Consider the following 22,662-nt stretch of genomic DNA (forward strand, 5'->3'; position numbering starts at 1 on the left):
TACTGGTGGCGCAGTCGTTGCTGTGCCTGTTTTGGGCGGTGGCGGAGTTTTCGGGATGATGAGCGCTTTTTCCCTCTCCCCCGACCCCTCTCCCGCAAGCGGGAGAGGGGAGCAAACCCGCGGCGCCTCACCATTGCTGCCAGCATTCGTCCTCGGCTCCCCTCTCCCGCCTGCGGGAGAGGGGTGGGGGAGAGGGCAACCGCCGCTCGATAAACCGAAGCGCTACCGCGCCACCCCCGCCGCACGCTCCTTCCCCGCCTGCTCCATCAACGGCTCCAGAATCGCGCGCGCAATGGTATTGCGCTGGATCTCGCTGGTGCCCGTGAAGATGCGGAACATGCGCAGCTTGCGGAAGGTCTGCTCGACCGGATGCCCGCGCGTGACGCCCACATTGCCGTGGATCTGCACCGCCTTGTCGGCGACCTCGAAGCAGCGCTCGGAGACGAACAGCTTGCACGCCGCGGCCTTCATGCGCAGATCGGCGCCGCTGTCGGCCAGCGCGGCGGTCTGCGCGATCATCGCCTCGCACGCCCACAGCGCCGCCGCCATATCGGCGAGCATATGCTGGATCGCCTGGAATCGCGCGATCGGGCCGCCGAACTGGCGGCGCTTGCCCGCGTATTCCACCGAGGCGCGATACGCGCTGGTCGCCAGCCCCAGCATGCTCGGGCAATGCAGCAGCCGGTTGACGTTGATGCGCGACATGCTGAGCTTGAAGCCGTTGCCCTCGCCGCCGAGGATATTGCCGCGCGGCACGCGCACATCGACCATGCGGATATCGGCATCGATATGCTGGCCCGACATCGGCGTGTATTCGGTATCGACGGTGACGCCCGGCAGATCGAGATCGACCAGCACCGCGCTGATCGACGGCGGCGTGGTGCTGGCGTCGGTCACGCACAGCACGATGGCGAAGTCCGCGAACGGCGCGCCGCTGATGTAGTGCTTGTGGCCGTTGATGACCAGCTCGTCGCCGTCGACCAACGCGGTCGTCGAAATGCTCATCGCATCCGATCCCGAATGCGGTTCGGTCATCGCAAAGCAGGTCGAGCGCTCGCCGCGGATCACTGGGCCGAAATAGCGCTCGATCTGTTCGGGCGTGGCGTACTTCAGCATATTGCCCACGCGCGGCGGTCCGCCGAGATCGCCCAGCACATGCGGCGCCAATGAGCAGCCGCTGGCGGCGATATCGGCCTTCAGCGCGCACTGCTCGGCGATATTGAGCCCCTTGCCGCCCAGCTCGACCGGCAGGCAGGCGGCGTAAAGCCCCAGCTCGCTGGAGCGGCGCCAGACCCGGCGCAGGACCTCCTTCGGCCACGGATCTTCCGAGCCCAGCCCAAGCTCGCGCTCCAGCGGCCGCAGTTCCTCGTCGATGAAGCGCCGGATGGCGGCCCGCGTCTCGACCAGCACGGGATTGGTCAGATATTCGAACATGGCGTCGTTCCTTGGTGTCGTGAGCGGTGCGTCGCGTGTCGGTTCATGGGTCGGTTCATGCGTCAATTCACGCGGCGTTCCTGGCCTTGCCAATAGCGCTCGCGCACCACCTTGCGGGCCAGCTTGCCGCTGGCGTTCTTCGGCAGCTCGCTGACGAAGTCGATCGAGCGGGGCGTCTTGTAGTCGGCAATGCGCGCGCGGCAATGCGCGATCAGGTCGGCCGCGCTCAGCTCGCGTCCCGGCCACAGCGTGACCACCGCCTTGACGCTCTCGCCCCAGGTCGCATCGGGCACGCTGATCACGCAGGCTTCCATCACGTCGGGATGCTGGTACAGCGTGGCTTCGACCTCGGTGGGATAGACGTTGAAGCCGCCCGAGATGATCATGTCCTTCTTGCGATCGACCAGATAGATGAAGCCTTCCTCATCGACGCGGGCGAGATCGCCGGTATGCAGCCAGCCGTCGATCAGCACTTCGCGGGTCAACTCTGGCTCGCCCCAGTAGCCCTGGAACACGTCCTCGCCGCGGATCACCAGTTCGCCGATCTCGTCGCCGCTGACCTCCTCGCCGCGCTCGTTGACCACGCGCACCTCGGTCTCGCCCATCGCCCGGCCGCACGAGGCCAGGCGCTCCGGACGATTGGCCAGCGCATCGGCATGGTCGGCGGTGGACAGCCGCGTGACGCCCGAGGTCGATTCGCTGGCGCCATAGCCCTGCGACAGGATCGGGCCGATGCGGTCCCACGCCTCGCGGATGCGGGCGGGGGCCATCGGCGCCGCGCCATAGGCCAGCGTCTTCAGGCTGGACAGATCGGCGGTGGCCAGCGACGGCTCGGCCAGCACCATATTGATCATCGCGGGCACCATGAAGACATGGGTGATGCGCAGGCGCGCGATCTCGGCGAGGAAATGCGCCGGCTCGAACTTGTCGAACAGCACCAGCGTGGCGCCGCAGTACAGATACGGCTGCATCAGCATGCCGGACGCGTGCGTGACCGGGCCGATCAGCGCGAGCCGGTCGCCGGAGCGGGCAGGGCGGTCCATGCCCAGCACGATCTTGCGCAGCGAGGCGATGCGGTTGCCGTAGCTCTGCATCGCCGCCTTGATCTTGCCGGTCGAGCCGGAGGAGAAATGCAGCACCGCCAGGTCGCTGGCCTGCGGCGCGTAATCGGGCGCCTGCGTGCCGCCACGGGCGAGAAGATCTTCGTATGGCAGATAGCCCGGCGCGGTCTCGCCGATCGCGATAAAGGTCTGGACCGAGCCGAAGCCGGCCGTCTGCGGGCCATAACCGGTGTAGCCTTGCCCCGCGATCATCACGCGCGGCGTGCAGTTGTCGACCACCTGCGTCGCCTCGGCGGCGGTGAAGCGCGGGTTCAGTGCTGCCTTGACCAGCCCGGCCTTGAACAACGCGCATTCGATCTCGACCAGTTCCGTGCAATTGCGCGACTGCACTGCGACGCGATCGCCCTTGACCAGCCCCAGCCCCAGCAGCGCATTGGCCAGCCGGGTCGAACGCTCGTCCAGCTGGCGATAGCTCAGCGCGCGGTCGCGATACAGCACCGCGGGGCGCTCGCCCCAATAGCGCGCGGCACGCCGCAGGAAATAGGCGAAGGTCATCGATGTCTCCTTGATCTGCTTTGGCGCAGTTTGGAAGACGCGAGACATCACTACAATGCTGCGTTGGAAATAAAGTCATAACCGACTGGAATGCGAGGAGTGCGGCATGGAGACACGCGATCTGGAGTACGTGCTGGAGGTGGCCGCCCACGGCGGCATCGGCCGGGCCGCCGAGGCGCTTGGCATGAGCCAGCCGGCGCTGACCAAGGCGGTGCAGCGGGTGGAAGGACAGATCGGCCTGCCGCTGTTCGAGCGCACCGCGCTGGGCATGCGGCCGACGCAGGCCGGCGCGGCCTTTATCGACCGCGCCCGGCGCATCCGGCTGGAATACGAGGACGCGCTGGCCGAGATGCGCGGCATCCGCACCGGCGAGCAGGGCGTGCTGCGGCTCGGCTATTCGCCGTCGATTCCGAATCCGGTGGTGCTGGACGCCTGCCGCCAGCTGATGCAGGAGCGGCCGGTAGCACGGCTGCGGCTGAGCCGCCGGATGGCGCGCGACCTGATGGATCCGCTGCGGGCCGGCGAACTGGATCTGGCCATTGCGCCGGTGCCGCGTCAGCGAACGGACGAGTTCGTCGTGCACGACCTGTTCGACGACACGCTGGCGGTGGTCGCCGACGAGTCGCATCCGCTGCATCGCAAGCGTGGCCTGCGGCTTGCCGATCTGGTCGATCAGGAATGGCTGCTGCCCGGCGCGCATATCCTGCTGCGCCAGCAGCTCGAGGCGGCCTTTCAGCAGCGCGGCCTGCCGCCGCCGAATCTGCGCGTCGAAGCCGATTTCGGCAGCGCCTCGCTGTTCTATCTGATGCGGGGCACGCGCATGCTCAGCATTGCGGGGGCACAGATGGCCAGGCCGCTGGCGGGGTTTCGTGCGCTGCGGCTCAGCAGCGAAGAATTGGACTTGCGTCGGCGGGTCGGTGTGATCGCGCGCGCCGGCGCTTATTTGTCTCCGCTGGCGCAGCGAATGGTGGCGATCCTGCAGGCGAGGGCGAAATAGGGGGGCGTCCGGATCGCACATACGGCCATTCCAGAAATCGGCGCGATTCCGGTCTCGCTTTTTAATGGCGGGATAAAAATACAACGTTCACAGAGATTTAAAAAGATTTCATATCGGCATCCCCGTGGTTGTTGTATTTGTAATCGCCAAAACGGGTTTCCCATAAATACAAGGGGTCGGCGCGAGCCAGCGCCAATGCCGATACGATGAAATTCTCTGTCTTTCTGCTCGGAGCCGGAACCATTGCCGTGATGCTGATGGGCGCGGCACAGGTAAAGGGCACGCTGACGAACGCGCCGATTGCCGCGCTAGCTCCGGGCTTTCACGCCGATGGCGACCATTTTGGCGGCAGGCCGTGCGCCGCGCCGTGCGCCGAGTTGTTCCAGGGCTATGCGTGGGCGCTGATGCACGACGTGCGTCACGCCAGGTCGTGTGAAGGGGTACAGCCGGCCTATCGGGCCGGCTGCATGCAGTACGTGGACGATCTGGTGATGCGCCGTGCCGCGAGAGCGGTGGCGCAGCGGCAATCGGAGGCCCCGGTGACAAGCGGGGCCGAACAACGGATCGGGCCCACGCCGACGCTGATTCTCCCGGTGTCTACATCCGGTACCGCAACGTCGCCATGACGCTGCGCGGCGCGCCCGGCAGGTTCAGGTTGGCATTGGAACCGTGGGCCGACACGATATAGCCCTTGTCGAACAGGTTGTACAGGTTCAGCTGCAGTTCCAGCGGGCCGCGCCGGTACCAGGCCATCATGTCGGCGGTGACATAGCCGGGCAGCGTGACCGTGTTCTGTGGATCGGCCATGCGCGCACCGATCAGATTCAGGCCGCCGCCGATGCCGAAGCCGTGCCCGAGATCCTTGGTCACCCAGACATTGCCGCTATGGCGCGGCGTCAGCGTGGCGCGCTTGCCTTCGAGCGCGCTGCTCGAGCGGGTCACGCGCGCATCGAGATAGGCGTAGCCCGCCAGCACCTTCCAGCCTTGCCCCATATCGCCGGCGACGGTCAGCTCCGCGCCGTCGGTGCGCTGTTCGCCGATCGGCATCAGCGCGGTATTGGTGGCATTGGCGACCTTGATATTGGTGCGCTCCAGCCGGAATACCGACACCGTGGTGCTGAGGCGGCCATCGAGGAAATCGTATTTGGCGCCGATTTCGGTATTGCTGGTTTTTTCCGGTGCCAGTTCGGCGTTATTGGCCGCCAGCGAGAACGTTTCGCCCGACGGCTGGAACGAGCGGCTCCACGACAGGTAATACGACTGCGTCTTCGACGGCTGCCACACCAGCCCGGCGCGCGGGCTCCACGCATCGTCGGTGCGCGATAGTCCGCGCTGGTTCGGGCGACGGTCGACGGTCTCCTGTTCGAAGCGGTCGTAGCGCACGCCGACCAGCGCCTTCCACTGTTCGCTCAGCGTGATCATGTCCTGGGTGTAGAGGCCCAGGGTCTTGAAGGTGCCGCGGTTGGTGCTGCCCGGCGTGCCGCCGAGCAGCCGCGGCAGCGTCGGCAGCACCGGATGGAACAGGTCGATGGTGGCGACGTTGTTGCGCGAATAGTTGACCAGATCCTTGTTCTGCTGGCCGACCTCGACGCCGTACAGCAGCTCGTGCTTCATGCCGAACAGCGTGGCCTTCTGCGTCAGGTCGGTCTGGTTGAACCAGCCATGTTCCTCGCGATAGACGTTGGAGCGGTTCAGCGACACCGTGCGCTGCGCCGCGTTGACGGTGCCCGGCAGCGTGTTGTTGCGGTCCAGCGAGTAGTGGTAGTAGCGCGTCGCGTTACGGATCGACCATTGGTCGTTGAAGCGATGGGTCAGCGTGGCGGTGCCCGAGTACACACGCGACTGGCTGTAGTCGACGTCGCGCGCATTCGCGGCGCCGTAGTAGGTGGACGCCGGCACTTCGACCGGGCGGCCGTTGAAGGCCGGAATGCCGAAGTCGGTCACGCGGCGGTCTTCCAGGTAATCGGCCTGCAGCAGCAGCTTGGTATCCGGCGCCAGCTTCAGGTCCAGCGACGGCGCGATCGCGGTGCGGTCCAGAAACTGCTGCGAGCGGTAGCTGTCGGCGCGCTGCACGGCGCCGGTGATGCGGAACGCCGCCGCGCCGTCGCCGAACACCCGGCCAACGTCGACCTCGCCGCGCCGGTCGGCCCACGAGCCGTAGCTCAGGCTCAAATCCGTGACATCGAGGCCGGGTTTCCTGGTGACCCGGTTGATCAGGCCGCCCGACGAGCCGCGGCCATACAGCACGGCGGCCGGTCCCTTGATCACTTCGATCCGCTCGACGTTCGACAGGTCGCGGAAATACAGCGCGTCGTCGCGGATGCCGTCGACGAATTGATCGGCAATCGCGGTAAAGCCGCGGATCGTCACCTGATCGCGTTGTCCGTCCCCATGCGAGAAGCCCACCCCCGGCACATTCTTCAGCGTGTCCTGGATCGAGGTCGCGTGCTGGTCGCGCATGACTTCGGCGGTCACCACGTTCACGGTTTGCGGCACGTCGCGCAGCGGCACATCCATCTTGGTCGCACTGACGGTATCCGGCGGGTTGTAGCCCTCGCCCAGTTCGCGGCTGGCGCTTGCCTTGACCTTGACTTCGGGCAGGGTCTCGGCGCTTTGCGCCCGGACGGCCGCAGGGGAAAGAACGGACGCCGCCAGCAGGGCGGCAGTGATTGGGTGACGCTTGGCTCGCATTTTGTAATGAACTGTAATAATTTTAGGGAATGCGAATTATTATCATTACAAGATATGCGGTCAACTGCCTAATCACCCGTTCGTGGGGTGCGGCCAACACCGCGCCAAGGGGGTGTGACGTTCCCGCAGCATGAGGGGAAGGGCCCTTGACGTGGCCGCCCCCGGCGCGGTTGAAGAATTCGAGACAAGAACCGTCCGCCGTCGCATGACGGAGGTATCCTTGCACGGTAGTCAGCCGTCCCCCTTCCGATGCCGCCGCTCCGCTCCTGCCGTCAGTCCGCCGATTCCGACACCCCGCGCAGTTCCTCGCCGTTCCGCCACTTCCGCCGGTTTCTGCCCGATCCCGAACGATTGCAGCAGCACCGGTGGCTGCGCTGGATGGGACCGATCCTGCAACACCCCCGCCTGTGGCATGTCAGCCGGCGCGGCATGGCATTGGGCGTGGCGCTCGGCATGTTTTTCGGCCTGCTGCTGCCGATCGCGCAGATTCCGATGAGCGCCGCCGTGGCGGTGGCCTTGCGCGCCAACGTGCCGGCCGCGGTGGCAAGTACCTTCGTCAGCAATCCGCTGACCTTCGGCCCGATCTATTACGCGGCATGGAAGCTCGGCAGCGCCGTGTTGGGCGAACCCGGGCAGCCGCCGGCGCCGGAAACGCTGGCCGCTGCCGCTGAATCGGGAGCGGTGCTGCATATCGTGCCGGATAGCGCGGGCAAGGCCGCGCTATCGGACGAGGCGGAGGAGGAAAGCTGGTGGGCGCAAACCAGCCGCCGCGTGCTGGGCGTGGGCAAGCCGCTGGTGCTCGGCCTGGCGTTGATGGCCAGCGTGACCAGCCTGCTGTTCTATTTCGGGGTGTCGTGGGTGTGGGCGCTGCGCACGCGCCTGATTCGGCGCCGCCGTGTCAGGGCGGCGCGAGAGGAAGACGGGCTCAACGCCCGTGGGCCTCGCGCCAAGCCTTGAACTCGGCGCGCGTGGCTTCTTCGGTGGGCGGGTAGAGGCCGCGGATCGAACGGCCCTCCATCACCTTCTCCTGCACGAAATCCTCGAACACGGTCATCTCGGCGGCTTCGGCGGCGATCTCGTCGGCCAGGTGCGCCGGGATGACGACCACGCCCTCGGCATCCCCCACCACCACGTCGCCCGGAAACACCGGCACATCGCCGCAGCCGATCGGGCCATTGATCTCGATGGCCTCGTGCAATGTCAGGTTGGTCGGCGCGCTGGGACGGCTGTGATAGGCCGGCATCCGGTATTTGGCGATGTCCGGGCTGTCGCGAAAGCCGCCGTCCGTGACCACGCCTGCCACGCCGCGTTGCATCAGCCGCGCGACCAGGATGCCGCCCGCCGACGCGGCGCGTGCGTCCTTGCGGCTGTCGATCACCATCACCGCGCCGGGCGGACATTCCTCGACGGCCTTGCGCTGCGGATGTTCACGGTTCTGGAAGACTTCGATGCCGTTGCGATCCTCGCGCGCCGGAATGTAGCGCAGCGTATAGGCCTCGCCCACCATGTTCGGCAGGCCGGGGTTCAGTGGACGGACGTCCTGGATGAACTGGTTGCGCAGTCCGCGCTTGAACAGCGCGGTGCAAAGCGTGGCGGTGCTGACCTGGGCCAGACGTTGGCGGGTTTCGGCTTTCATTGGTGGACTTGTTCGGTGTACTGGTTCAGAAGATGTCGGGCTCGGGCACCGGCTTGCCAAAGCTGGTTTCCAGAAAGTCGAAGTCGCAGCCGTCGTTGGCCTGCAGGATGTGCCGTCCGAACATCCAGCCGTAGCCGCGCTCATAGCGCACGGGCGGCGGCGTCCAGGCAGCGCGCCGGGCGGCCAGTTCCTCGTCGGTGACTTCCAGGTGGATGGTGCGCGCGGGCACGTCGATCATGATCCGGTCGCCGGTGCGCACCAGCGCCAGCGGTCCGCCGATGGCGGCCTCGGGCGTGCAGTGCAGCAGGCAGCCGCCATAGCTGGTGCCGCTCATCCGCGCGTCCGACAGCCGCAGCATGTCGGTGACGCCCTGCTTGAGCAGCTTGGTCGGGATCGGCAGCATGCCCCATTCGGGCATGCCGGCGCCGCGCGGGCCGGCGTTGCGCAGCACCAGAATGTCTTCGGCGGTCACATCCAGATCCGGGTCGTCGACCGCCTGTTTCAGCGATGGATAGTCGTCGAACACCAGCGCGCGCGCCGTGTGCCGCAGCAGATGTGGGGCGCAGGCGCTCGGCTTGATGACCACGCCGTCGGGCGCGATATTGCCGCGCAAGACGGCGAGCGCGCCTTCCGCATAGATCGGGTTGTCGAGCGGCCGGATCACGTCGTCGTGGTAGACCTGCGCGCCGGCGATGTTCTCGCCCAGCGTCTTGCCGTTCACCGTCAGCGCCTCGGTGTGCAGATGCCCGCGGATGCGCTCGAGCAGCGCCGGCAGGCCGCCCGCGTAGTAGAAGTCCTCCATCAGATAGGTGGTGCCGCTCGGACGGATGTTGGCGATCACCGGCACGTGGCGGCTGACCTTGTCGAAATCGTCCAGGCTGACCGGATGCCCCGCGCGGCGCGACATCGCGATCAGATGAATGATGGCGTTGGTCGAACAGCCCATCGCCATCGCGCAGGCAATGCCGTTCTCGAAGTTGGCGCGCGTCAGCAGCCTGGCGGGCGTCAGGTCTTCCCACACCATCTCGACGATGCGGCGGCCACACTCGGCGCTCATGCGGATGTGGTTGGCGTCCGCGGCGGGAATGCTGCTGGAGCCCGGGAGCGCCAGGCCGACGGCCTCGGCAATGCCCATCATCGTCGCGGCCGTGCCCATCGTCATGCAGGTGCCGTGGCTGCGCGCAATGCCGGCTTCCATCTCGCGCCAGGACTCGTCGGACAGACGGCCGGCGCGGCGCTCGTCCCAATACTTGAAGGCATCGGAGCCGGAGCCCAGCACCTTGCCCTTCCAGTTGCCGCGCAGCATCGGGCCGGCCGGCAGGTAAATGAAGGGCAGGCCCATGCTCAAGGCGCCCATCGTCAGGCCCGGCGTGGTCTTGTCGCAGCCGCCCATCAGCACCGCGCCGTCCACCGGGTGGCTGCGCAACAGCTCCTCGGTCTCCATCGCCAGGAAGTTGCGGTACAGCATGGTGGTCGGCTTGACCATGCTCTCCGACAGCGAAATCGCCGGCAGCTCCAGCGGAAATCCGCCCGCCTGCAGAATGCCGCGTTTGACGTCGTCCACGCGTTGCTTGAAGTGGGCGTGGCACTGGTTCGCGTCGCTCCACGTATTGATGATGGCGATGACGGGCTTGCCCATCCAGTCGTCGTAGCCATAGCCCATCTGCAGCACGCGCGAGCGGTGGCCGAAGGAGCGGAAGTCGTCAGGCGCAAACCAGCGTGCGCTGCGCAGGGTCTCGTAAGTGCGTCGGGTCATCGGGACAGTCTTGGGTGAACAGGGCCGTTGCCCCTCAATCTCTCAATCTCAATAGCTGCTGGTCGTCGGCGACGTCGCAGTCGTCGGCGTTGACGTACGGAAGCGGGCGGCGGTCGCATCGAGTCCGTCGCGCAGCAGCACCGTGTCGAGCGCGACGGCGACGAACTGGGCGCCCAGATCGAGGCATTGGCGTGCCCGGGTCTCGTCGACCATCAAAATGCCCGGCGCCTTGCCGCAGGCGCGAATACGGCCGATGGCATCGTCGATCGCCTGGTTGACGGCGGGGTGGCGTGCCTGGCCGGGGTAGCCAAGGCTCGCCGACAGATCCGCCGGGCCGATGAAGATGCCGTCAATACCGTCGATGGCCGCAATCGCCTCGATCTGCTCTAGCGCCTCGGCGGTTTCCACCTGCACCAGCAGGCACAGCTCCTCCGCCGCGCGGGCCACATAGTCCGTCGTGCGGCCAAAGTTGGTGGCCCGCGTGGAGCCGCCCATGCCGCGGATCCCCTCGGGCGCATAGCGGATCGCGCGCACGGCAGCCTGCGCCTCCTCCGCGTTCTGGACGAAGGGCAGCAGCAGCGTCTGAGCGCCGATGTCGAGGTAACGCTTGATCAGGACCGGGTCGTTCCATGCGGGCCGCACGACCGCGTGCGTCGGCAGTGAGCCCGGCGCCGGCTGCGCCGCAGCGACCGCCTGCAATTGGTTGAGCATCAACGGCACGTCGGTGGGCGTGTGCTCGGTGTCCAGCAGCACCCAGTCGTACCCCGCGCCACCGATCAGCTCGGAAACGAAGGGAGAGGGGATGGTGGACCAGATGCCGATCTGGGGTTGGCCGGCGCGCAGCGCGCGTTTGAAATGATTGACTGGCAGCATGCTCATTGAACCTGGATGTTTCCGTTCTTGACCACATCGGCCCAGCGCGCGACTTCGGCAGCAATGAAGCTGGTTGCCTGCGCGGGTGTGCCCGGTGTGGGCTCATTGCTCATCGTGGCCAGCCGCGCGACCACGTCAGGTTCGGCCAGGATCTCCCGGCAGGCCTGGTTGAGTTTTTGCACGATCTCCGCCGGCATGCCCGGCGGCCCCGCCAGGCTGGTCCACGAGTAGTTGATGACACGGGGCTGGCCGGCCTCCGCCATGGTCGGCACATCGGGCAGCGCGGCGAGACGCTTGTTGCCCGCCACGGCGAGCGGGCGCAGCTTGCCGGCCTGCGCAAAATTCACCGCGGAAGTCGCCGGCACGAACAACAGATCGGCCTGGCCTCCCATCACGTCGGTCATCGCCGGTACGTCGCCCTTGTAGGGCACGTTGTTGAAGGTGATGCCGGCCGCCTGCTTGAGCAGTTCGGTCGTCACGTGGCTGGACGAGCCGATGCCCGTGAGCGCCATGTTCACCGAGTTGGGCCTGGCCTTGGCCAGCGCGACGACGTCCGCCACCGAATTGGCCTTCAGCGCCGGCGACGCCAGCAGCAGCATCGGCACCCGTCCGAGCATGGAGATATGGGTGAAGTCCTTGCGGGCGTCGTACTTGACGTTCGGGTTGACGAGCTGGTTGATCGCATGCGTGCCGGGGCCGCCGATCACCAACGTGTAGCCGTCGGGTTTGGCGCGCGCGACGAGTTCGGATGCCAGGGAGCCGTTGACGCCGGGCCGGTTTTCCACGACGACCGGTTGGCCAAGCCGTTGGGCGAGGCGGTCGCCGATCAGTCGACCGACCACGTCCGTCTGTCCGCCTGGCGGGAACGGGATCACCAGCGTGATCGGCCTGACGGGATAGGCGGTCTGTGCGATCCCGGTCAGTGGGGTCGCTGCCAAGGCAAGCAGGGCTGCCAGGGCGGAGCGTCGGTTGAGCGTGGCGCTGGGCATCGATGTCTCCCCGTAATGATTGCGCAATCATTTCACGGTCGGGGCCGCGCTCCCATACGTAACTTTACTAGGCCGGGATCTGTTTCGTGTCATCGATGTCATCGTTATCATGACAGCGCAATCATTCGATCATTCTCCATTACCGCCCATGTCGAACCGCTCACCACGCAGCCCATCCGCTCCGACCCTGAAAGATCTGGCCCGGCTGGCGGGGGTCTCGCCCATCACCGCTTCCCGCGCGCTGCATCGCCCGGAATTGGTGGCAGAGGCCACGCGGGCACGGGTCGCGCAAGCGGTCGAGCAATCCGGTTATGTGCCGAATTCGCTGGCTGGCGGACTGACCTCGCGCCAGACCCGGCTGGTGGCGGCCATCGTGCCCTCGGTCGGACATTCGCTGTTCTCGGATATGGTCGACTCGCTGATCACGACGCTGGCGGCGCAGCGCTACGAAACGACCCTGGGGATCTCGAACTACGACCCAGGCCATGAGGAAACCTGGCTTGCGGCCATGCTGAGTCGAAGGCCGGACGGTGTCGTGCTGACGGGGACCGAGCACACGACGCGAACTCGGCGCCTGCTGCTCAACGCCGACATCCCGATCGTCGAGCTATGGGACTACACGCCCCATCCGATGGATGTCGCGATCGGCTTTTCGCACGAGGACGCGGGCCGGGCGGCATTCCGCCACCTGACGGCTTGCGGCTACGTCAGGCCGGCGATCCTGCGTTCGGACGACAGCCGTGCCACGCGGCGTGCACAAGGCTTTCTGCGCGCGGCGGCCGAAGTCGGGGCGCCGACGCCCGTACAGATCGTGTTTTCCGAACAGCTGCCGCAGGCCGGGCGAGGGCGGGAGGCGCTCAACGCGTTACGGGCTCAGGCGCCGGACGCCGATGCGGTGTTCTGCAGCTCCGATGCGCTGGCCCAGGGGGCGCTGGCGCAGGCACACGCGCTCGGGCTCCAGGTCCCGCAGCAGTTTGGCGTGCTCGGGTTCGGGGATCAGGCGCTGGCTGTCGATACCGTGCCGTCTCTGTCGACGGTCAGGGTCGATGGTGCGCTGATCGGGCGGTTGGGGGCCGAGGCGCTGATTTCGCGGATGCGGGGGAATGTCGCACCGCCGGCGCAGGATGTCGGGTTCGAGGTGATTGGGAGGGCGAGCACGCGTTCGGGAGTCGGAGGTCGATAAGCGGCTATTGAGCCCCTTATTGACGTGAATCGCCGCGCCCTGCAGCGAACGCGTCACTCAGATCTGCCAGACTTTGCTGTAGATGTTGCTTTCCAACATACGCATTTCTACCTAATGTTGCATTGCGTCAATCCTTTGTCTACAATTCGGGAAAACCCCATAAGGGTAATCCCTGAAAGGAAGGACGCCATGAACACCCAATCCGATATCAAGCTGACCGACCAACTCGAACGCGATCTGATCGACCGCGAGCTGGACGCCCCGCGCCTGGGCTTCGCCTACGACATCAAGCGCGCCATCGCCGCCGTGCAAGCCGTGTTTGACCGCCTGCAGGCGGACGCCCGCAAGGCGAAGGTCGTCTTCGCGAACGGCTAAGAACCGCGCAGGAAGTCCGCTGGACCCCCGCATCGCGACAGTCCCCCGCTGTTGCGCCGCGGTCTGCCAATAGGGCAGCCGTCAGGGTCAGCCAATAGAAAACCGGCCCGGTATCGGCCTGGCAGCAACGCGCTGCGGGACCGATACCGGGCCGGTTTTTTTGTGCCGACGGTCAGCCTGCGGAGCTGTCCGACGTCTTCGGCTCGTCGACCGGGGCGCGGGCAGGGCCGACCGCCGTGCGAGCGCCTGCCGCAGCCGGCCGCGGCTGCCACGACACGCTGATGTCGCCGTTGACGAAGGTCTGGCAGGCCAGCCGGTGGCCGCTGGCCAGTTCCTCTTCGGTCAGCAGCTTCTTTTCCTTGGCCTTGACCTCGTCGGTGTGTTCGAGGCCGCTGTCGATGTGGCACTTGCAGGTGCCGCAAAGGCCGCCGCCGCATTTGAACGGAATGCCGCCCTGTTCGCGCAGCGAGACGCGCAGCAGGTTGCTGTTGGGCGGGGCGGTGGCGGTCTTGCCGTTGTTGCTGACAAAGGTGATCTGGATCATGGCAATGCGCTGCGGCGGAGCGGGTTCGGGAGTTCGGGGGTTCGGGGGTTCGGATTCAGATCGCGACCAGCGTCAGTTCCATGCTGCCGAACGAGGCGAGCCGGCGCAGTTCCTCACGCGCCGCGTCGACGGTGGCGTATTTGTCCAGGAACTTGGTCGGGACATGGTTGACGATGCCGGGCGGCGTTTCCTCGACCACGCGGACCTTGGTCTCGTGGTCGAGCTGCGCGATGACGAAGCGCACGGTGGGTTTGCCGTAGAAGCGGTACTCGTAGCGTTCCACCGGGGTGATGCCGTCGACGGGCTCGGTGCGGAACTGGCCGGGGCGGCTGGTCAGGATGATGTACATGGTGCCTGCCTTGCGAGGTGCCTCAGGACGAGCATGCCTTGACGCCGGCCGGCACCCGGCCCGCCGCGCCGGCGGCTTCCTCGGCCGGCGACAGTTCGTCCTGCGCCAGTTCGATGTCATGCTCGATCCACAGTTGGCAGATCAGCCGGTAGCCCTGCTCGAGCCGCTCGCCCAGCTGCTTTTTTTCCTTCCAGTTCGGCGGCGGCAGGTGCTCGGCGCCTGCCAGCACGCGGCAGGCGCATTTCGAACACTTGCCCATGCCGCACTCGTAGCGCAGGTTCGGATAGGGAAACTGACGGATGCCGGCGCGCACGACCAGATTGGTGCGCGGGGCGACCTCGTCGCTGTGGAGCTGGCCGTGCCGGTGAAGAAGAACCTTGGGCATGATGTTGTCCTGCTTGTTGCTGTCTACGTGTCTATCTATCTATGGATGGTGCGGGCGAGGGCGGCGGCCGGTCATGACCACAGCAGCATCGCCGCCACGGTCGAGCACGCGAGACCGATCACCACCGGAATCAGCAGCGCCCGCACCGCATCCAGCACCGGTACCCGGGCGAAGCCGGCCACTGCGATCAGCGAGGACCAGGCGATCAGCGTGCCGCCGCCGGTCCAGACCGCACCCATCTGACCGACCGCCGCCAGCGTGGCCGGATCGAAGCCGACCACCGGGCCGAGCGCGCCGGCCAGCGTGCCGGTCAGCGGCAGGCCGGCGAAACCCGATCCATCGATGCCGGTGATCATGCCGACCAGCAGCACGCCGAACGCGACCAGCATGTGGTTGTCGGGAATCAGGTGCTGATACGACTGGATCAGCTCGAACAGCAGGCTGGGTGCCTTGCCGGGCGGCAGGCCGAGAATCTGCGCGGCGGTCTCCCCGGCGCCGACGAAGAAGAAGCCGGCGATCGGCAGCACCGACCCCATCGCCTTGAAGGCGAACACGAAGCCGTCCGTGATGTGCTCGGGGCAGACGTCCAGCATCTTGCGCGGGCCTTCGGCGGCCAGCGTGGCCAGCATCATCAGCACCGCGGCGACGCCGCCGACCAGGGCCGCGGCTTCGCCGCCCTTCAGATCCTGCACGCCGGCGCCAAGCTTGGGCAGCACCATCACGGTGACCACGGCGAGGAAGGCGATCGGCGTCACGATGGCAAAGCACTTCGACCATTTGATGCGCTTGCGCTCGACCATCGACAGGCTGGCCTCGATATTCGATTCCGTGGCGAGCGGCTCCTCGTGCGCGGTGCCGCGGGCGATCTCTGCCTTGTCGAAGGTGCCGCCGCCATCGACGCCGAGCGCCGCACCGCTGGCGCGCTGTTGCCAGCGGTCCAGCAGCGTGCCGCTGGCGGGGACGATGTGCTTGCGCATCGATAGATAGGCCAGGCACAGCGCGATCAAGCCGGTAATGATCGACAGCGTCAGCGCACGGTCCGCGACCACGGATGCGCTGACCGCGGCGCCGGCCGCCTTGGCGCTGATGCCCGGGGCGACGCCGATCACGTAGTCCGAGGACAGCGCCATGCCCTGGCCGGCGATCGCGATCGCCATCGCGCCCGCCAGCGGCGGCAGGCCGGCGGCGATCGCGGCCGGCAGCAGGATGGCCGAGACCAGCGGCACCGCGGGCGTCGGCCAGAAGAACAGCGAGATCACGTAGGTCACGCCGGCCAGGATGAAAAAGGCGCTGTGTCCGTTCTTCATCACCACCCGGAACGGCTCGACCATCCGGATATCCGAGCGCAGCGTCTTCAGCGCGTTCAGCAGCGCGGTCATGAAGGCGATGACCAGGAAGATATTGAACAGCTCCTTGGCGGCGACCAGGCTCGCCGAAAACACGCCCGCCAGCGCCGACACCGGGCTGCCGGTCAGCGCGTACACGACGAGCGCGGTGCCCACGATCGAGGGCACGACGACATTGGCGCGCAGGATCATCGTCAGCACGATGACCGCGACCCCCATGAGATAGATCCAGTGCGCGGCACCGATCACGACTTCGTGTTGCATGAAAGCTCCGTGGGGCGATAGGGTGGGTTCGTGATGCTCGACCGACCTTCGGGCGGGGGGTCTAAACGGTATACTATATTCCGTATGGCGATGCCGCCAAGCGAAATCGTATCCGGATATACGCGAATACCGGGCCTTGGATGGAGGCCCGGAAGGCGCACCACAACAGGGAAGGCGGCGATTGCGAAACCCCGTTCCGGTGCGTGGCGTAGAGGAATCGGTTGCGTTTTGGGAAGTGCAGTATGTAGACTGTATACCAATAAGCGCAACCTTTGCCATGACGACCACGCTGCCCGCACTGCTGACCAGCCTTTCGCCGACGCTGTCGCCTGCCGCGGCGATGCTGCCCGCCGTGCCGCTATCCGATTACGGGGTGATGGGCGCGATGATCTTTGCGGGCGCCTGCCTGCAGGGTGTCGGCGGTATCGGCTTTGCGATGCTGGCGGCGCCGCTGGCCGCGATGTTCTTCCCGCAACTGGTGCCGGGGCCGCTGCTGGCGATGGGCGGCTGCGTCTCGCTGCTGGCGGCGCTGCGCGAACGTCATGCGATCGCCTGGCGGCTGACCGGCACCGCACTGATCGGCCGCACCATCGGCGGGCTGATCGGCGTGCTGGCCATTGCCTGGCTGCGGCCGCAGTGGCTGGCGGTGGTGTTCTCGCTGTCGATCCTGCTGGCCGTCGCGCTCAGCGCCCTCGGCTGGCGCGTGCGGCCTTCGGCCGGCAATCTCGCCATCGCCGGCACCGCCTCGGGCTTCATGGCCACGCTGACGTCGGCCGGCGCGCCGCCATTTGCCATCGTGATGCAGCACATGTCGCCCGCGGCGATGCGCGCCACGGTCGGCTGCATTCTCGGCGGCGGCGCGGCGTTGTCGCTGGCGATGCTGGCCGGGGCGGGGCGCTTCGGCATCGCCGACCTGACGCTGAGCGCGCTGCTCGCGCCCTTTCTGCTCGCCGGGTTTGCCATCTCGAGCCGGCTCAGGAGCCGCGTTTCTGCCGCGGCAGTGCGCCGCCTGCTGCTTGCCTTGTGCGCCGCGGGCGCCATCGGCGTACTGGTGCGCATGGCGCTGCCGGCTTGAGCCGAATGACCCGAGGCATTCGATTCCATCCCAACCCACCCATGCAGGGGACCAGATGCAGCACATCACCGATGACATGGTCGATCGCCATGTCGGCGCCGAAGACGCGCAACGCATCCTGCTCGAAGCGTTTCGCAGCTTCGGCGAGGGCTGCGCCGCCATGCAGCAGCGCATCCGCACCGAGGCCGGCGGCATCAAGCTGTCGACGCTGGGCGCAGTGATACCGGAGCAGGGCGTCGCCGGCGCCAAGGTCTACACCACCATCGACGGGCAGTTCTCCTTCGTGATCCTGTTGTTCTCCACCGAGGACGGGCGGCCGCTGGCGTCGTTCGATGCGGGCGCGATCACGCGGCTGCGCACCGCGGCCTGCACGGTGATCGCGGCGCGCCATCTGGCGCGGTCCGATGCCCGCACGCTGGCGCTGTTCGGCGCCGGCACGCAAGGCGCGGCGCACGCCAGGCAGTTGAGCGCCGCGCTGCCGCTCGAACGGATCCTGCTGTGCGATCCGTTCGCGCCGGCCGATCTGGCCGAGCGCCTCGGCCAAGCCTGCGGCATACCGGTGATCCCCACGCAGGCCGAGGCGGCCGTGAAAGACGCCGATATCGTCGTCACGGCCTCGCGCTCGACCACGCCGCTGTTTCCGGGCGAGGCGATCAAGCCCGGGGCGTTTGTCGCGGCGATCGGCTCGAGCCTGCCGCATACGCGCGAGCTGGACGACGTGGCGCTGTCGCGCGCATCCGCCGTGGTCGTGGAATGGAAGCCGCAGTCCACCCGCGAAGCCGGCGACATCGTGATGGCGGGGCCGGGCGTGTTGCCCGAGTCGAAGTTGTTCGAGCTGGCCGACGTCGTGCTGGGCCGGGCCGAGCCGCGGCGCAATGACGACGACATCGTGATCTACAAGTCGGTCGGCGTCGGCCTGGAGGATGTGGCATTGGCGGGGCTGGCGTGGCAGCGGCTGCAGGCGGCGCGGTGATCTTCCTGCGCGCCCAGGCAAACCATTCGACGCCAGAACCAAGGTAAACCCCGACGAATAAAACCCCGCAGGCCCTTGTCCGCCTGCATCAGGTGTATATAGTATACATACATCGAGCGAACAACGCGCCCGACCCAACCCATTCCGAACCGTCAGCCAACAAGGAGCCCCACATGGCCGAACTGATGAACCGAGAAGAATTCCGTGCCGCGCTGGAAGAAGCGATCAAGGGCAAAAGCGCCAACCAGGCGCCTTTCAGCAAGGCCTGGGCGAGCGGCAAGCTCAGCCGCGCCCATCTGGCCCGCTGGGCCGAGAACCACTATCACTACGTCGGTCCGTTCGCCGATTACCTGGGCTATATCTACGCCCGCATGCCGGATCGGTATACCGAGGCCAAGGATTTCCTGCTGGCCAATATGTATGAAGAGGAAATCGGCGGCGACCGCCACACCGATCTGCTGATCCGCTTCGCCGAGGCCTGCGGCACCACGCGCGAGCGCGTGGTCGACCCGGACAACATGTCGCCCACCACGCGCGGCCTGCAGGCCTGGTGCTATTCGGTGGCGATGCGCGAGGACCCGATCGTCGCGGTGGCGGGCCTGGTGGTCGGGCTGGAGTCGCAGGTGCCGTCGATCTACCGCAAGCAGACGCCGACGCTGCGCGAGAAGTACCAGTTCACCGACGAGGAGGTCGAGTTCTTCGACCTGCATATCGTCTCGGACGAGATCCACGGCGAACGCGGCTACCAGATCGTGCTCGAGCACGCCGATACGCCGGAGCTGCAGCAGCGCTGCCTGAAGATCTGCGAGATCGGCGCACAGATGCGGCTGCTCTATACGACCGCGCTGTACTACGACTATGTCGCGCACGAGCTGCCGCTGCCCGAGCTCGAGCTCGAGCTGGCTGCCTGAACCCGGCCGCTTCAATCGCGCCCTGCGCGCGGCGCTTTCCCGCGCCGCGCGCCTTTCCCTAACCGCCTGATGAGCGCCGCACAGATGGAAACGTTCTTCAACTACATCGATGGCGAGTGGACCGCGTGCCAGTCCGGCCGGACCTTCGACAACATCAACCCCGCCGACACCGATGACGTGGTGGGCCGCTTCCAGGCCTCGGCCGCCGCCGACGGCGAAGCCGCGGTGGCCGCTGCCGCTGCCGCGTTCGAGGGCTGGAAGAACACGCCGATCGGCCGCCGCGCGGCGATCCTGAACCGCGCCGCGCAGCAGCTGGAAGCCAATGCCGACGGCATCGCCCGCGAACTGACGCGCGAGGAGGGCAAGGCGCTGAGCCTGGCCCGCGACGAGGTCCTGCGCTCGGCGCAGACGCTGCGCTTCTATGCCGTCGAGGGCCAGACCTTCACCGGCGAATCGTTTCCGAACGACGACGGCGACATGCTGGTCTACACGCAGCGCGAGCCGCTGGGCGTGGCGACGGTGATCTCGCCGTGGAACTTCCCGATCTCGATTCCCGCGCGCAAGATCGCGCCGGCGCTGATCACCGGCAATACCGTGGTGTTCAAGCCGTCGTCCGATGCGCCGCTGAGCGGCTATCGGCTGGCCGAGGCGCTGATCGATGCCGGTCTGCCCAAGGGCGTGTTGAACTTCATCACCGGCAGTGCCGCCGACGTGGGCGCCGCGATCACGCAGGCGCCGGCCGTGCGCGCGATCTCGTTCACCGGCTCGACGCGCGCCGGCGAGCAGATCCATCGTTCGGTGCCGCTGACCACGCGCACGCAGATGGAGCTGGGCGGCAAGAATCCGCTGCTGGTGATGGAAGACGCCGATCTGGACCAGGCCGTCGAGCTGACGATCAAGGGCGGCTTCTCGCTGAGCGGCCAGGCCTGCACCGGCACCAGCCGCGTGCTGGTCGCCGAGTCGGTGCGCGAGGCCTACACCGAGAAGCTGTTGGCCCGGGTCAGGACCCTGAAGATCGGCAGCGGCATGACGCCGGGCATGGATCTCGGTCCGCTCGCCACGCGCAACCAGCTCGACAACGTGCTGCGCTATATCGACATCGGCAAGTCGGAGGCCACGCTGCTGTGCGGCGGCGAACGGCTCAGCGGTCCCGAGTTCGACAACGGCTTCTACGTCTCGCCCGCGGTCTTCACCGATGTCACGCAGGACATGCGCATCGCGAGAGAGGAGATCTTCGGGCCGGTGATCGCGATCGTCGCGTTCAGCGACTACGCCGACGCCATCGCCAAGGCCAACGACACGGAATACGGCCTGGCCGCGGCGATCGTCACGCGCAATCCGCGCTATATGCATCGCTTCGCCGCCGATATCGAGGCCGGTACCGTGAAGATCAACCGCACCACCACCGGCAACCTCGTCAACGCGCCGTTCGGCGGGCTCAAGCGTTCGAGCACGTCGACTTTCCGCGAATCGGGCCGCACCGGCCTCGAGTTCTATACACAGATCAAGACCGTCTACCGCGGCCTGTAAACATCGCAGCGTCGCAGCATCGCATCGACCAGGAGGACATCGCATGAAACAAGCCATCAAGCTCGAACTGCGCGAAGCGCGCCATATGGTGGCCGCGGCCATCGCCAGGTCCGAGGAGATCGGCGTGCTCGAATCCATCTGCGTGGTGGACGAGGGCGGCTATCCGCTGGTGCTGGAGCGGATGGACGGGGCCCGCATCACCGGTCCGCAGATCGCCTGGAACAAGGCGTTTACCGCGGCCGGCCACAAGCGCTCGACCCATCTGTTCACCACGCCGCCGAACGGGCCGGCGCTGCCGGGCAACGAAGCCTTCGGCATCCAGTGGAGCTTCGAAGGCAAGTTCGCCGCGTTCGTCGGCGGCTTTCCGATCGTCGTCAACGAGCAGGTGATCGGCGGCATCGGCCTGAGCGGCGGCAACGGCGAGCAGGACACGCAGGCCGGCCTGGCCGCGTTGCAGGCGCTGCAGGAACTGCTCGCACCGCAGGACCTGGTGGTGGTGGTGCAGGCCGATATCAAGCGCTGACACCGACACTGCCATCGACTCTGACACTCGCCGCATCTGTCCATCGGCTACTGGGAACGCATCATGTCTCACCGCATCCAGATCCTCGAAACGCAGCAGGCCTTTTTCGTCGAACGCGGCGAAACGCTGCTGCAGGCGGCGCTGAAGGCCGGCATCGCGCTGCCGCACGATTGCCAGCTGGGCGGCTGCGGCACCTGTCGGCTGAAGCTGGTCGAAGGCGAAGTCCGCTATGACGAGGAGCCGATGGGCCTGGCGCCGGACGAGGCGGCGGCAGGCTATGCGCTGGCCTGTCAGGCGCAGCCGGTCGGCGATCTGTTGATCAGCACCGCTCGGGAGGACGAGATCTGTGCCGAGCCGACGCGGCATCGCGCGCAGATCGAAGCGGTGCGCGCGCTGACGCCGACCGTGCTGCAGGTCCGGCTGCAGGTGCCCGATGTCGATGCCGCGCTCGACTATCGGCCCGGCCAGTATCTGAAGCTCTTCACCGAAGACGGCCACGCGCGCAGCTTCTCGATGGCGTCGGTGCCGCAGGGCGGCAACATCGAACTGCATGTCCGCCGCATTCCGGGCGGCGCCGTCACCGACCGCATCCTGCCGGGACTCGCGCCGGGCGACGCGGTCGAGGTCGAGCTGCCGCACGGCACCTTCTTCTATCGCGCCCGCGACTACCGTCCGCTGCTGATGGTGGCCACCGGCACCGGCATCGCGCCGATCAAGGCGATTCTCGAATCGCTGATGGACGATCCCGATTGCCCGCCGGTCTCGCTGTACTGGGGCATGCGGGAGGAGAGCGATCTCTACCTGCACGAGCAGATCGAAGGTTGGGCCGAGCGGCTGTACGACTTCCGCTACGTGCCGGTGCTGTCGCGCGGCGGGGTCGGCTGGCAGGGCCGGCGCGGCTATGTTCACCACGCGGCGATCGACGACCTCGGCGATCTGTCCGAGCATGCGGTCTATCTGTGCGGCTCGCCGGACATGATTCGCGACGCGCGCCTGGCGTTCCTGGAGCGCGGCGCCGGCACCGAGCATATCTACGCCGACAGTTTCACGTTCCAGCGGGACTGAGCAGCGGGAACGAGGCAGGGCGACGGCGCCGCTGCGGCCGGTAGCTGGTATACAATGGCGCCAGCCTTTGACGCGGGTCGTGCACCGGCCTGCCGCCAGGGCTGCCGCCACGATCCCGTCAATTCGCGCGCTTTCCAAACCGATCGC

The 22,662-nt window shown here is 66.9% G+C and carries 22 protein-coding genes; 11 read left to right on the forward strand and 11 right to left on the reverse strand.

Annotated features, from left to right (window positions below; all coding sequences use genetic code 11):
- Positions 1–222 precede the first annotated feature (222 nt).
- Positions 223–1,434, reverse strand: a complete 1,212-nt coding sequence (locus J5T34_RS18680) for an acyl-CoA dehydrogenase family protein (RefSeq protein ID WP_208581670.1) — start codon at positions 1,432–1,434, stop codon at positions 223–225.
- Positions 1,435–1,496: 62 nt separating this feature from the next.
- Positions 1,497–3,050 carry an AMP-binding protein gene (locus J5T34_RS18685; protein ID WP_208581672.1) on the reverse strand — a complete coding sequence of 518 codons (1,554 nt, stop codon included), beginning with the start codon at positions 3,048–3,050 and terminating at the stop codon, positions 1,497–1,499.
- A 106-nt stretch (positions 3,051–3,156) separates the two neighbouring features.
- Between J5T34_RS18685 and J5T34_RS18690 the strand changes: the two genes are divergently transcribed.
- A complete protein-coding gene (locus J5T34_RS18690) occupies positions 3,157–4,047 on the forward strand; it encodes a LysR family transcriptional regulator (RefSeq protein WP_208581674.1) in 891 nt (296 codons plus the stop codon).
- 206 nt (positions 4,048–4,253) lie between these two features.
- Positions 4,254–4,673, forward strand: coding sequence for a hypothetical protein (locus tag J5T34_RS18695; RefSeq protein ID WP_208581676.1), 420 nt, complete (start codon positions 4,254–4,256; stop codon positions 4,671–4,673).
- On the opposite strand, the gene J5T34_RS18700 is transcribed toward J5T34_RS18695, so the two are convergent.
- Entirely contained in the window at positions 4,645–6,738 is a 2,094-nt protein-coding gene (locus tag J5T34_RS18700) for a TonB-dependent receptor (protein ID WP_208581678.1), read from the reverse strand. The genes J5T34_RS18695 and J5T34_RS18700 overlap by 29 nt on opposite strands.
- A gap of 249 nt (positions 6,739–6,987) precedes the next feature.
- Between J5T34_RS18700 and J5T34_RS18705 the strand changes: the two genes are divergently transcribed.
- On the forward strand, positions 6,988–7,695 hold the full coding sequence (locus J5T34_RS18705; RefSeq protein WP_244259056.1) for a DUF2062 domain-containing protein: 708 nt from the start codon (positions 6,988–6,990) through the stop codon (positions 7,693–7,695).
- Here the strand turns inward: J5T34_RS18705 and J5T34_RS18710 are convergent.
- The 4 genes from J5T34_RS18710 to J5T34_RS18725 are packed head-to-tail and all read right to left on the reverse strand — an operon-like array spanning position 7,664 to position 11,992.
- Positions 7,664–8,374, reverse strand: a complete 711-nt coding sequence (locus J5T34_RS18710; protein ID WP_208581680.1) for a ribonuclease activity regulator RraA — start codon at positions 8,372–8,374, stop codon at positions 7,664–7,666. The two genes, J5T34_RS18705 and J5T34_RS18710, sit on opposite strands and share 32 nt — an antisense overlap.
- A gap of 25 nt (positions 8,375–8,399) precedes the next feature.
- Positions 8,400–10,130, reverse strand: coding sequence for an L-arabinonate dehydratase (araD, locus tag J5T34_RS18715; RefSeq protein WP_208581682.1), 1,731 nt, complete (start codon positions 10,128–10,130; stop codon positions 8,400–8,402).
- Between the two features lie 48 nt (positions 10,131–10,178).
- Positions 10,179–11,009 (reverse strand): HpcH/HpaI aldolase family protein, encoded by an 831-nt coding sequence (locus J5T34_RS18720; RefSeq protein WP_208581684.1) that lies wholly within the window; start codon positions 11,007–11,009, stop codon positions 10,179–10,181.
- Complete coding sequence (locus J5T34_RS18725; protein ID WP_208581686.1) at positions 11,006–11,992, reverse strand: Bug family tripartite tricarboxylate transporter substrate binding protein; 987 nt, start codon at positions 11,990–11,992, stop codon at positions 11,006–11,008. The genes J5T34_RS18720 and J5T34_RS18725 overlap by 4 nt, the downstream gene beginning before the upstream one ends.
- 148 nt (positions 11,993–12,140) lie before the next feature.
- On the opposite strand from J5T34_RS18725, the gene J5T34_RS18730 reads away from it, so the two are divergent.
- Together J5T34_RS18730 and J5T34_RS18735 are read left to right on the forward strand one after the other, a co-directional pair.
- Positions 12,141–13,175 (forward strand): LacI family DNA-binding transcriptional regulator, encoded by a 1,035-nt coding sequence (locus J5T34_RS18730; protein WP_208581688.1) that lies wholly within the window; start codon positions 12,141–12,143, stop codon positions 13,173–13,175.
- 189 nt (positions 13,176–13,364) lie between these two features.
- On the forward strand, positions 13,365–13,550 hold the full coding sequence (locus tag J5T34_RS18735; protein ID WP_208581690.1) for a hypothetical protein: 186 nt from the start codon (positions 13,365–13,367) through the stop codon (positions 13,548–13,550).
- 172 nt (positions 13,551–13,722) lie between these two features.
- Here J5T34_RS18735 and J5T34_RS18740 read toward each other — a convergent pair whose 3' ends face one another.
- The 4 genes from J5T34_RS18740 to J5T34_RS18755 all read right to left on the reverse strand — a co-directional run bounded on the left by J5T34_RS18740 (position 13,723) and on the right by J5T34_RS18755 (position 16,438).
- Complete coding sequence (locus tag J5T34_RS18740) at positions 13,723–14,094, reverse strand: 2Fe-2S iron-sulfur cluster-binding protein (RefSeq protein ID WP_244259057.1); 372 nt, start codon at positions 14,092–14,094, stop codon at positions 13,723–13,725.
- A 55-nt stretch (positions 14,095–14,149) separates the two neighbouring features.
- Positions 14,150–14,443 (reverse strand): ferredoxin, encoded by a 294-nt coding sequence (locus tag J5T34_RS18745; protein ID WP_174104902.1) that lies wholly within the window; start codon positions 14,441–14,443, stop codon positions 14,150–14,152.
- Between the two features lie 22 nt (positions 14,444–14,465).
- On the reverse strand, positions 14,466–14,828 hold the full coding sequence (locus J5T34_RS18750; RefSeq protein WP_208581692.1) for a 2Fe-2S iron-sulfur cluster-binding protein: 363 nt from the start codon (positions 14,826–14,828) through the stop codon (positions 14,466–14,468).
- Positions 14,829–14,899: 71 nt separating this feature from the next.
- Complete coding sequence (locus tag J5T34_RS18755; protein WP_208581694.1) at positions 14,900–16,438, reverse strand: hypothetical protein; 1,539 nt, start codon at positions 16,436–16,438, stop codon at positions 14,900–14,902.
- A gap of 277 nt (positions 16,439–16,715) precedes the next feature.
- On the opposite strand from J5T34_RS18755, the gene J5T34_RS18760 reads away from it, so the two are divergent.
- The 6 genes from J5T34_RS18760 to J5T34_RS18785 all read left to right on the forward strand — a co-directional run bounded on the left by J5T34_RS18760 (position 16,716) and on the right by J5T34_RS18785 (position 22,515).
- Positions 16,716–17,513: a sulfite exporter TauE/SafE family protein gene (locus J5T34_RS18760; protein ID WP_244259058.1), complete on the forward strand. Its 798-nt coding sequence runs from the start codon at positions 16,716–16,718 to the stop codon at positions 17,511–17,513.
- 55 nt (positions 17,514–17,568) lie between these two features.
- Positions 17,569–18,486, forward strand: coding sequence for an ornithine cyclodeaminase family protein (locus tag J5T34_RS18765; RefSeq protein WP_208581696.1), 918 nt, complete (start codon positions 17,569–17,571; stop codon positions 18,484–18,486).
- A 173-nt stretch (positions 18,487–18,659) separates the two neighbouring features.
- A complete protein-coding gene (locus J5T34_RS18770; protein ID WP_208581699.1) occupies positions 18,660–19,397 on the forward strand; it encodes a TenA family transcriptional regulator in 738 nt (245 codons plus the stop codon).
- A gap of 84 nt (positions 19,398–19,481) precedes the next feature.
- Positions 19,482–20,927: an aldehyde dehydrogenase family protein gene (locus tag J5T34_RS18775; protein ID WP_208581774.1), complete on the forward strand. Its 1,446-nt coding sequence runs from the start codon at positions 19,482–19,484 to the stop codon at positions 20,925–20,927.
- Positions 20,928–20,970: 43 nt separating this feature from the next.
- Entirely contained in the window at positions 20,971–21,450 is a 480-nt protein-coding gene (locus J5T34_RS18780; protein WP_208581701.1) for a GlcG/HbpS family heme-binding protein, read from the forward strand.
- A gap of 63 nt (positions 21,451–21,513) precedes the next feature.
- A complete protein-coding gene (locus tag J5T34_RS18785; RefSeq protein ID WP_208581703.1) occupies positions 21,514–22,515 on the forward strand; it encodes a 2Fe-2S iron-sulfur cluster-binding protein in 1,002 nt (333 codons plus the stop codon).
- Positions 22,516–22,662: the final 147 nt, after the last annotated feature.

It is taken from the genome of Cupriavidus gilardii (assembly GCF_017598945.1).
Lineage (GTDB): Bacteria > Pseudomonadota > Gammaproteobacteria > Burkholderiales > Burkholderiaceae > Cupriavidus > Cupriavidus gilardii_E.

What these genes read in the sequence shown, in the direction of transcription:
- J5T34_RS18680 (WP_208581670.1), bottom strand. Translation starts at nt 1,434, where the DNA reads ATGTTCGAATATCTGACCAATCCCGTGCTGGTCGAGACGCGGGCCGCC.
- J5T34_RS18685 (WP_208581672.1), bottom strand. Translation starts at nt 3,050, where the DNA reads ATGACCTTCGCCTATTTCCTGCGGCGTGCCGCGCGCTATTGGGGCGAG.
- J5T34_RS18690 (WP_208581674.1), top strand. Translation starts at nt 3,157, where the DNA reads ATGGAGACACGCGATCTGGAGTACGTGCTGGAGGTGGCCGCCCACGGC.
- J5T34_RS18695 (WP_208581676.1), top strand. Translation starts at nt 4,254, where the DNA reads ATGAAATTCTCTGTCTTTCTGCTCGGAGCCGGAACCATTGCCGTGATG.
- J5T34_RS18700 (WP_208581678.1), bottom strand. Translation starts at nt 6,738, where the DNA reads ATGCGAGCCAAGCGTCACCCAATCACTGCCGCCCTGCTGGCGGCGTCC.
- J5T34_RS18705 (WP_244259056.1), top strand. Translation starts at nt 6,988, where the DNA reads ATGCCGCCGCTCCGCTCCTGCCGTCAGTCCGCCGATTCCGACACCCCG.
- J5T34_RS18710 (WP_208581680.1), bottom strand. Translation starts at nt 8,374, where the DNA reads ATGAAAGCCGAAACCCGCCAACGTCTGGCCCAGGTCAGCACCGCCACG.
- araD (WP_208581682.1), bottom strand. Translation starts at nt 10,130, where the DNA reads ATGACCCGACGCACTTACGAGACCCTGCGCAGCGCACGCTGGTTTGCG.
- J5T34_RS18720 (WP_208581684.1), bottom strand. Translation starts at nt 11,009, where the DNA reads ATGAGCATGCTGCCAGTCAATCATTTCAAACGCGCGCTGCGCGCCGGC.
- J5T34_RS18725 (WP_208581686.1), bottom strand. Translation starts at nt 11,992, where the DNA reads ATGCCCAGCGCCACGCTCAACCGACGCTCCGCCCTGGCAGCCCTGCTT.
- J5T34_RS18730 (WP_208581688.1), top strand. Translation starts at nt 12,141, where the DNA reads ATGTCGAACCGCTCACCACGCAGCCCATCCGCTCCGACCCTGAAAGAT.
- J5T34_RS18735 (WP_208581690.1), top strand. Translation starts at nt 13,365, where the DNA reads ATGAACACCCAATCCGATATCAAGCTGACCGACCAACTCGAACGCGAT.
- J5T34_RS18740 (WP_244259057.1), bottom strand. Translation starts at nt 14,094, where the DNA reads ATGATCCAGATCACCTTTGTCAGCAACAACGGCAAGACCGCCACCGCC.
- J5T34_RS18745 (WP_174104902.1), bottom strand. Translation starts at nt 14,443, where the DNA reads ATGTACATCATCCTGACCAGCCGCCCCGGCCAGTTCCGCACCGAGCCC.
- J5T34_RS18750 (WP_208581692.1), bottom strand. Translation starts at nt 14,828, where the DNA reads ATGCCCAAGGTTCTTCTTCACCGGCACGGCCAGCTCCACAGCGACGAG.
- J5T34_RS18755 (WP_208581694.1), bottom strand. Translation starts at nt 16,438, where the DNA reads ATGCAACACGAAGTCGTGATCGGTGCCGCGCACTGGATCTATCTCATG.
- J5T34_RS18760 (WP_244259058.1), top strand. Translation starts at nt 16,716, where the DNA reads ATGACGACCACGCTGCCCGCACTGCTGACCAGCCTTTCGCCGACGCTG.
- J5T34_RS18765 (WP_208581696.1), top strand. Translation starts at nt 17,569, where the DNA reads ATGCAGCACATCACCGATGACATGGTCGATCGCCATGTCGGCGCCGAA.
- J5T34_RS18770 (WP_208581699.1), top strand. Translation starts at nt 18,660, where the DNA reads ATGGCCGAACTGATGAACCGAGAAGAATTCCGTGCCGCGCTGGAAGAA.
- J5T34_RS18775 (WP_208581774.1), top strand. Translation starts at nt 19,482, where the DNA reads ATGGAAACGTTCTTCAACTACATCGATGGCGAGTGGACCGCGTGCCAG.
- J5T34_RS18780 (WP_208581701.1), top strand. Translation starts at nt 20,971, where the DNA reads ATGAAACAAGCCATCAAGCTCGAACTGCGCGAAGCGCGCCATATGGTG.
- J5T34_RS18785 (WP_208581703.1), top strand. Translation starts at nt 21,514, where the DNA reads ATGTCTCACCGCATCCAGATCCTCGAAACGCAGCAGGCCTTTTTCGTC.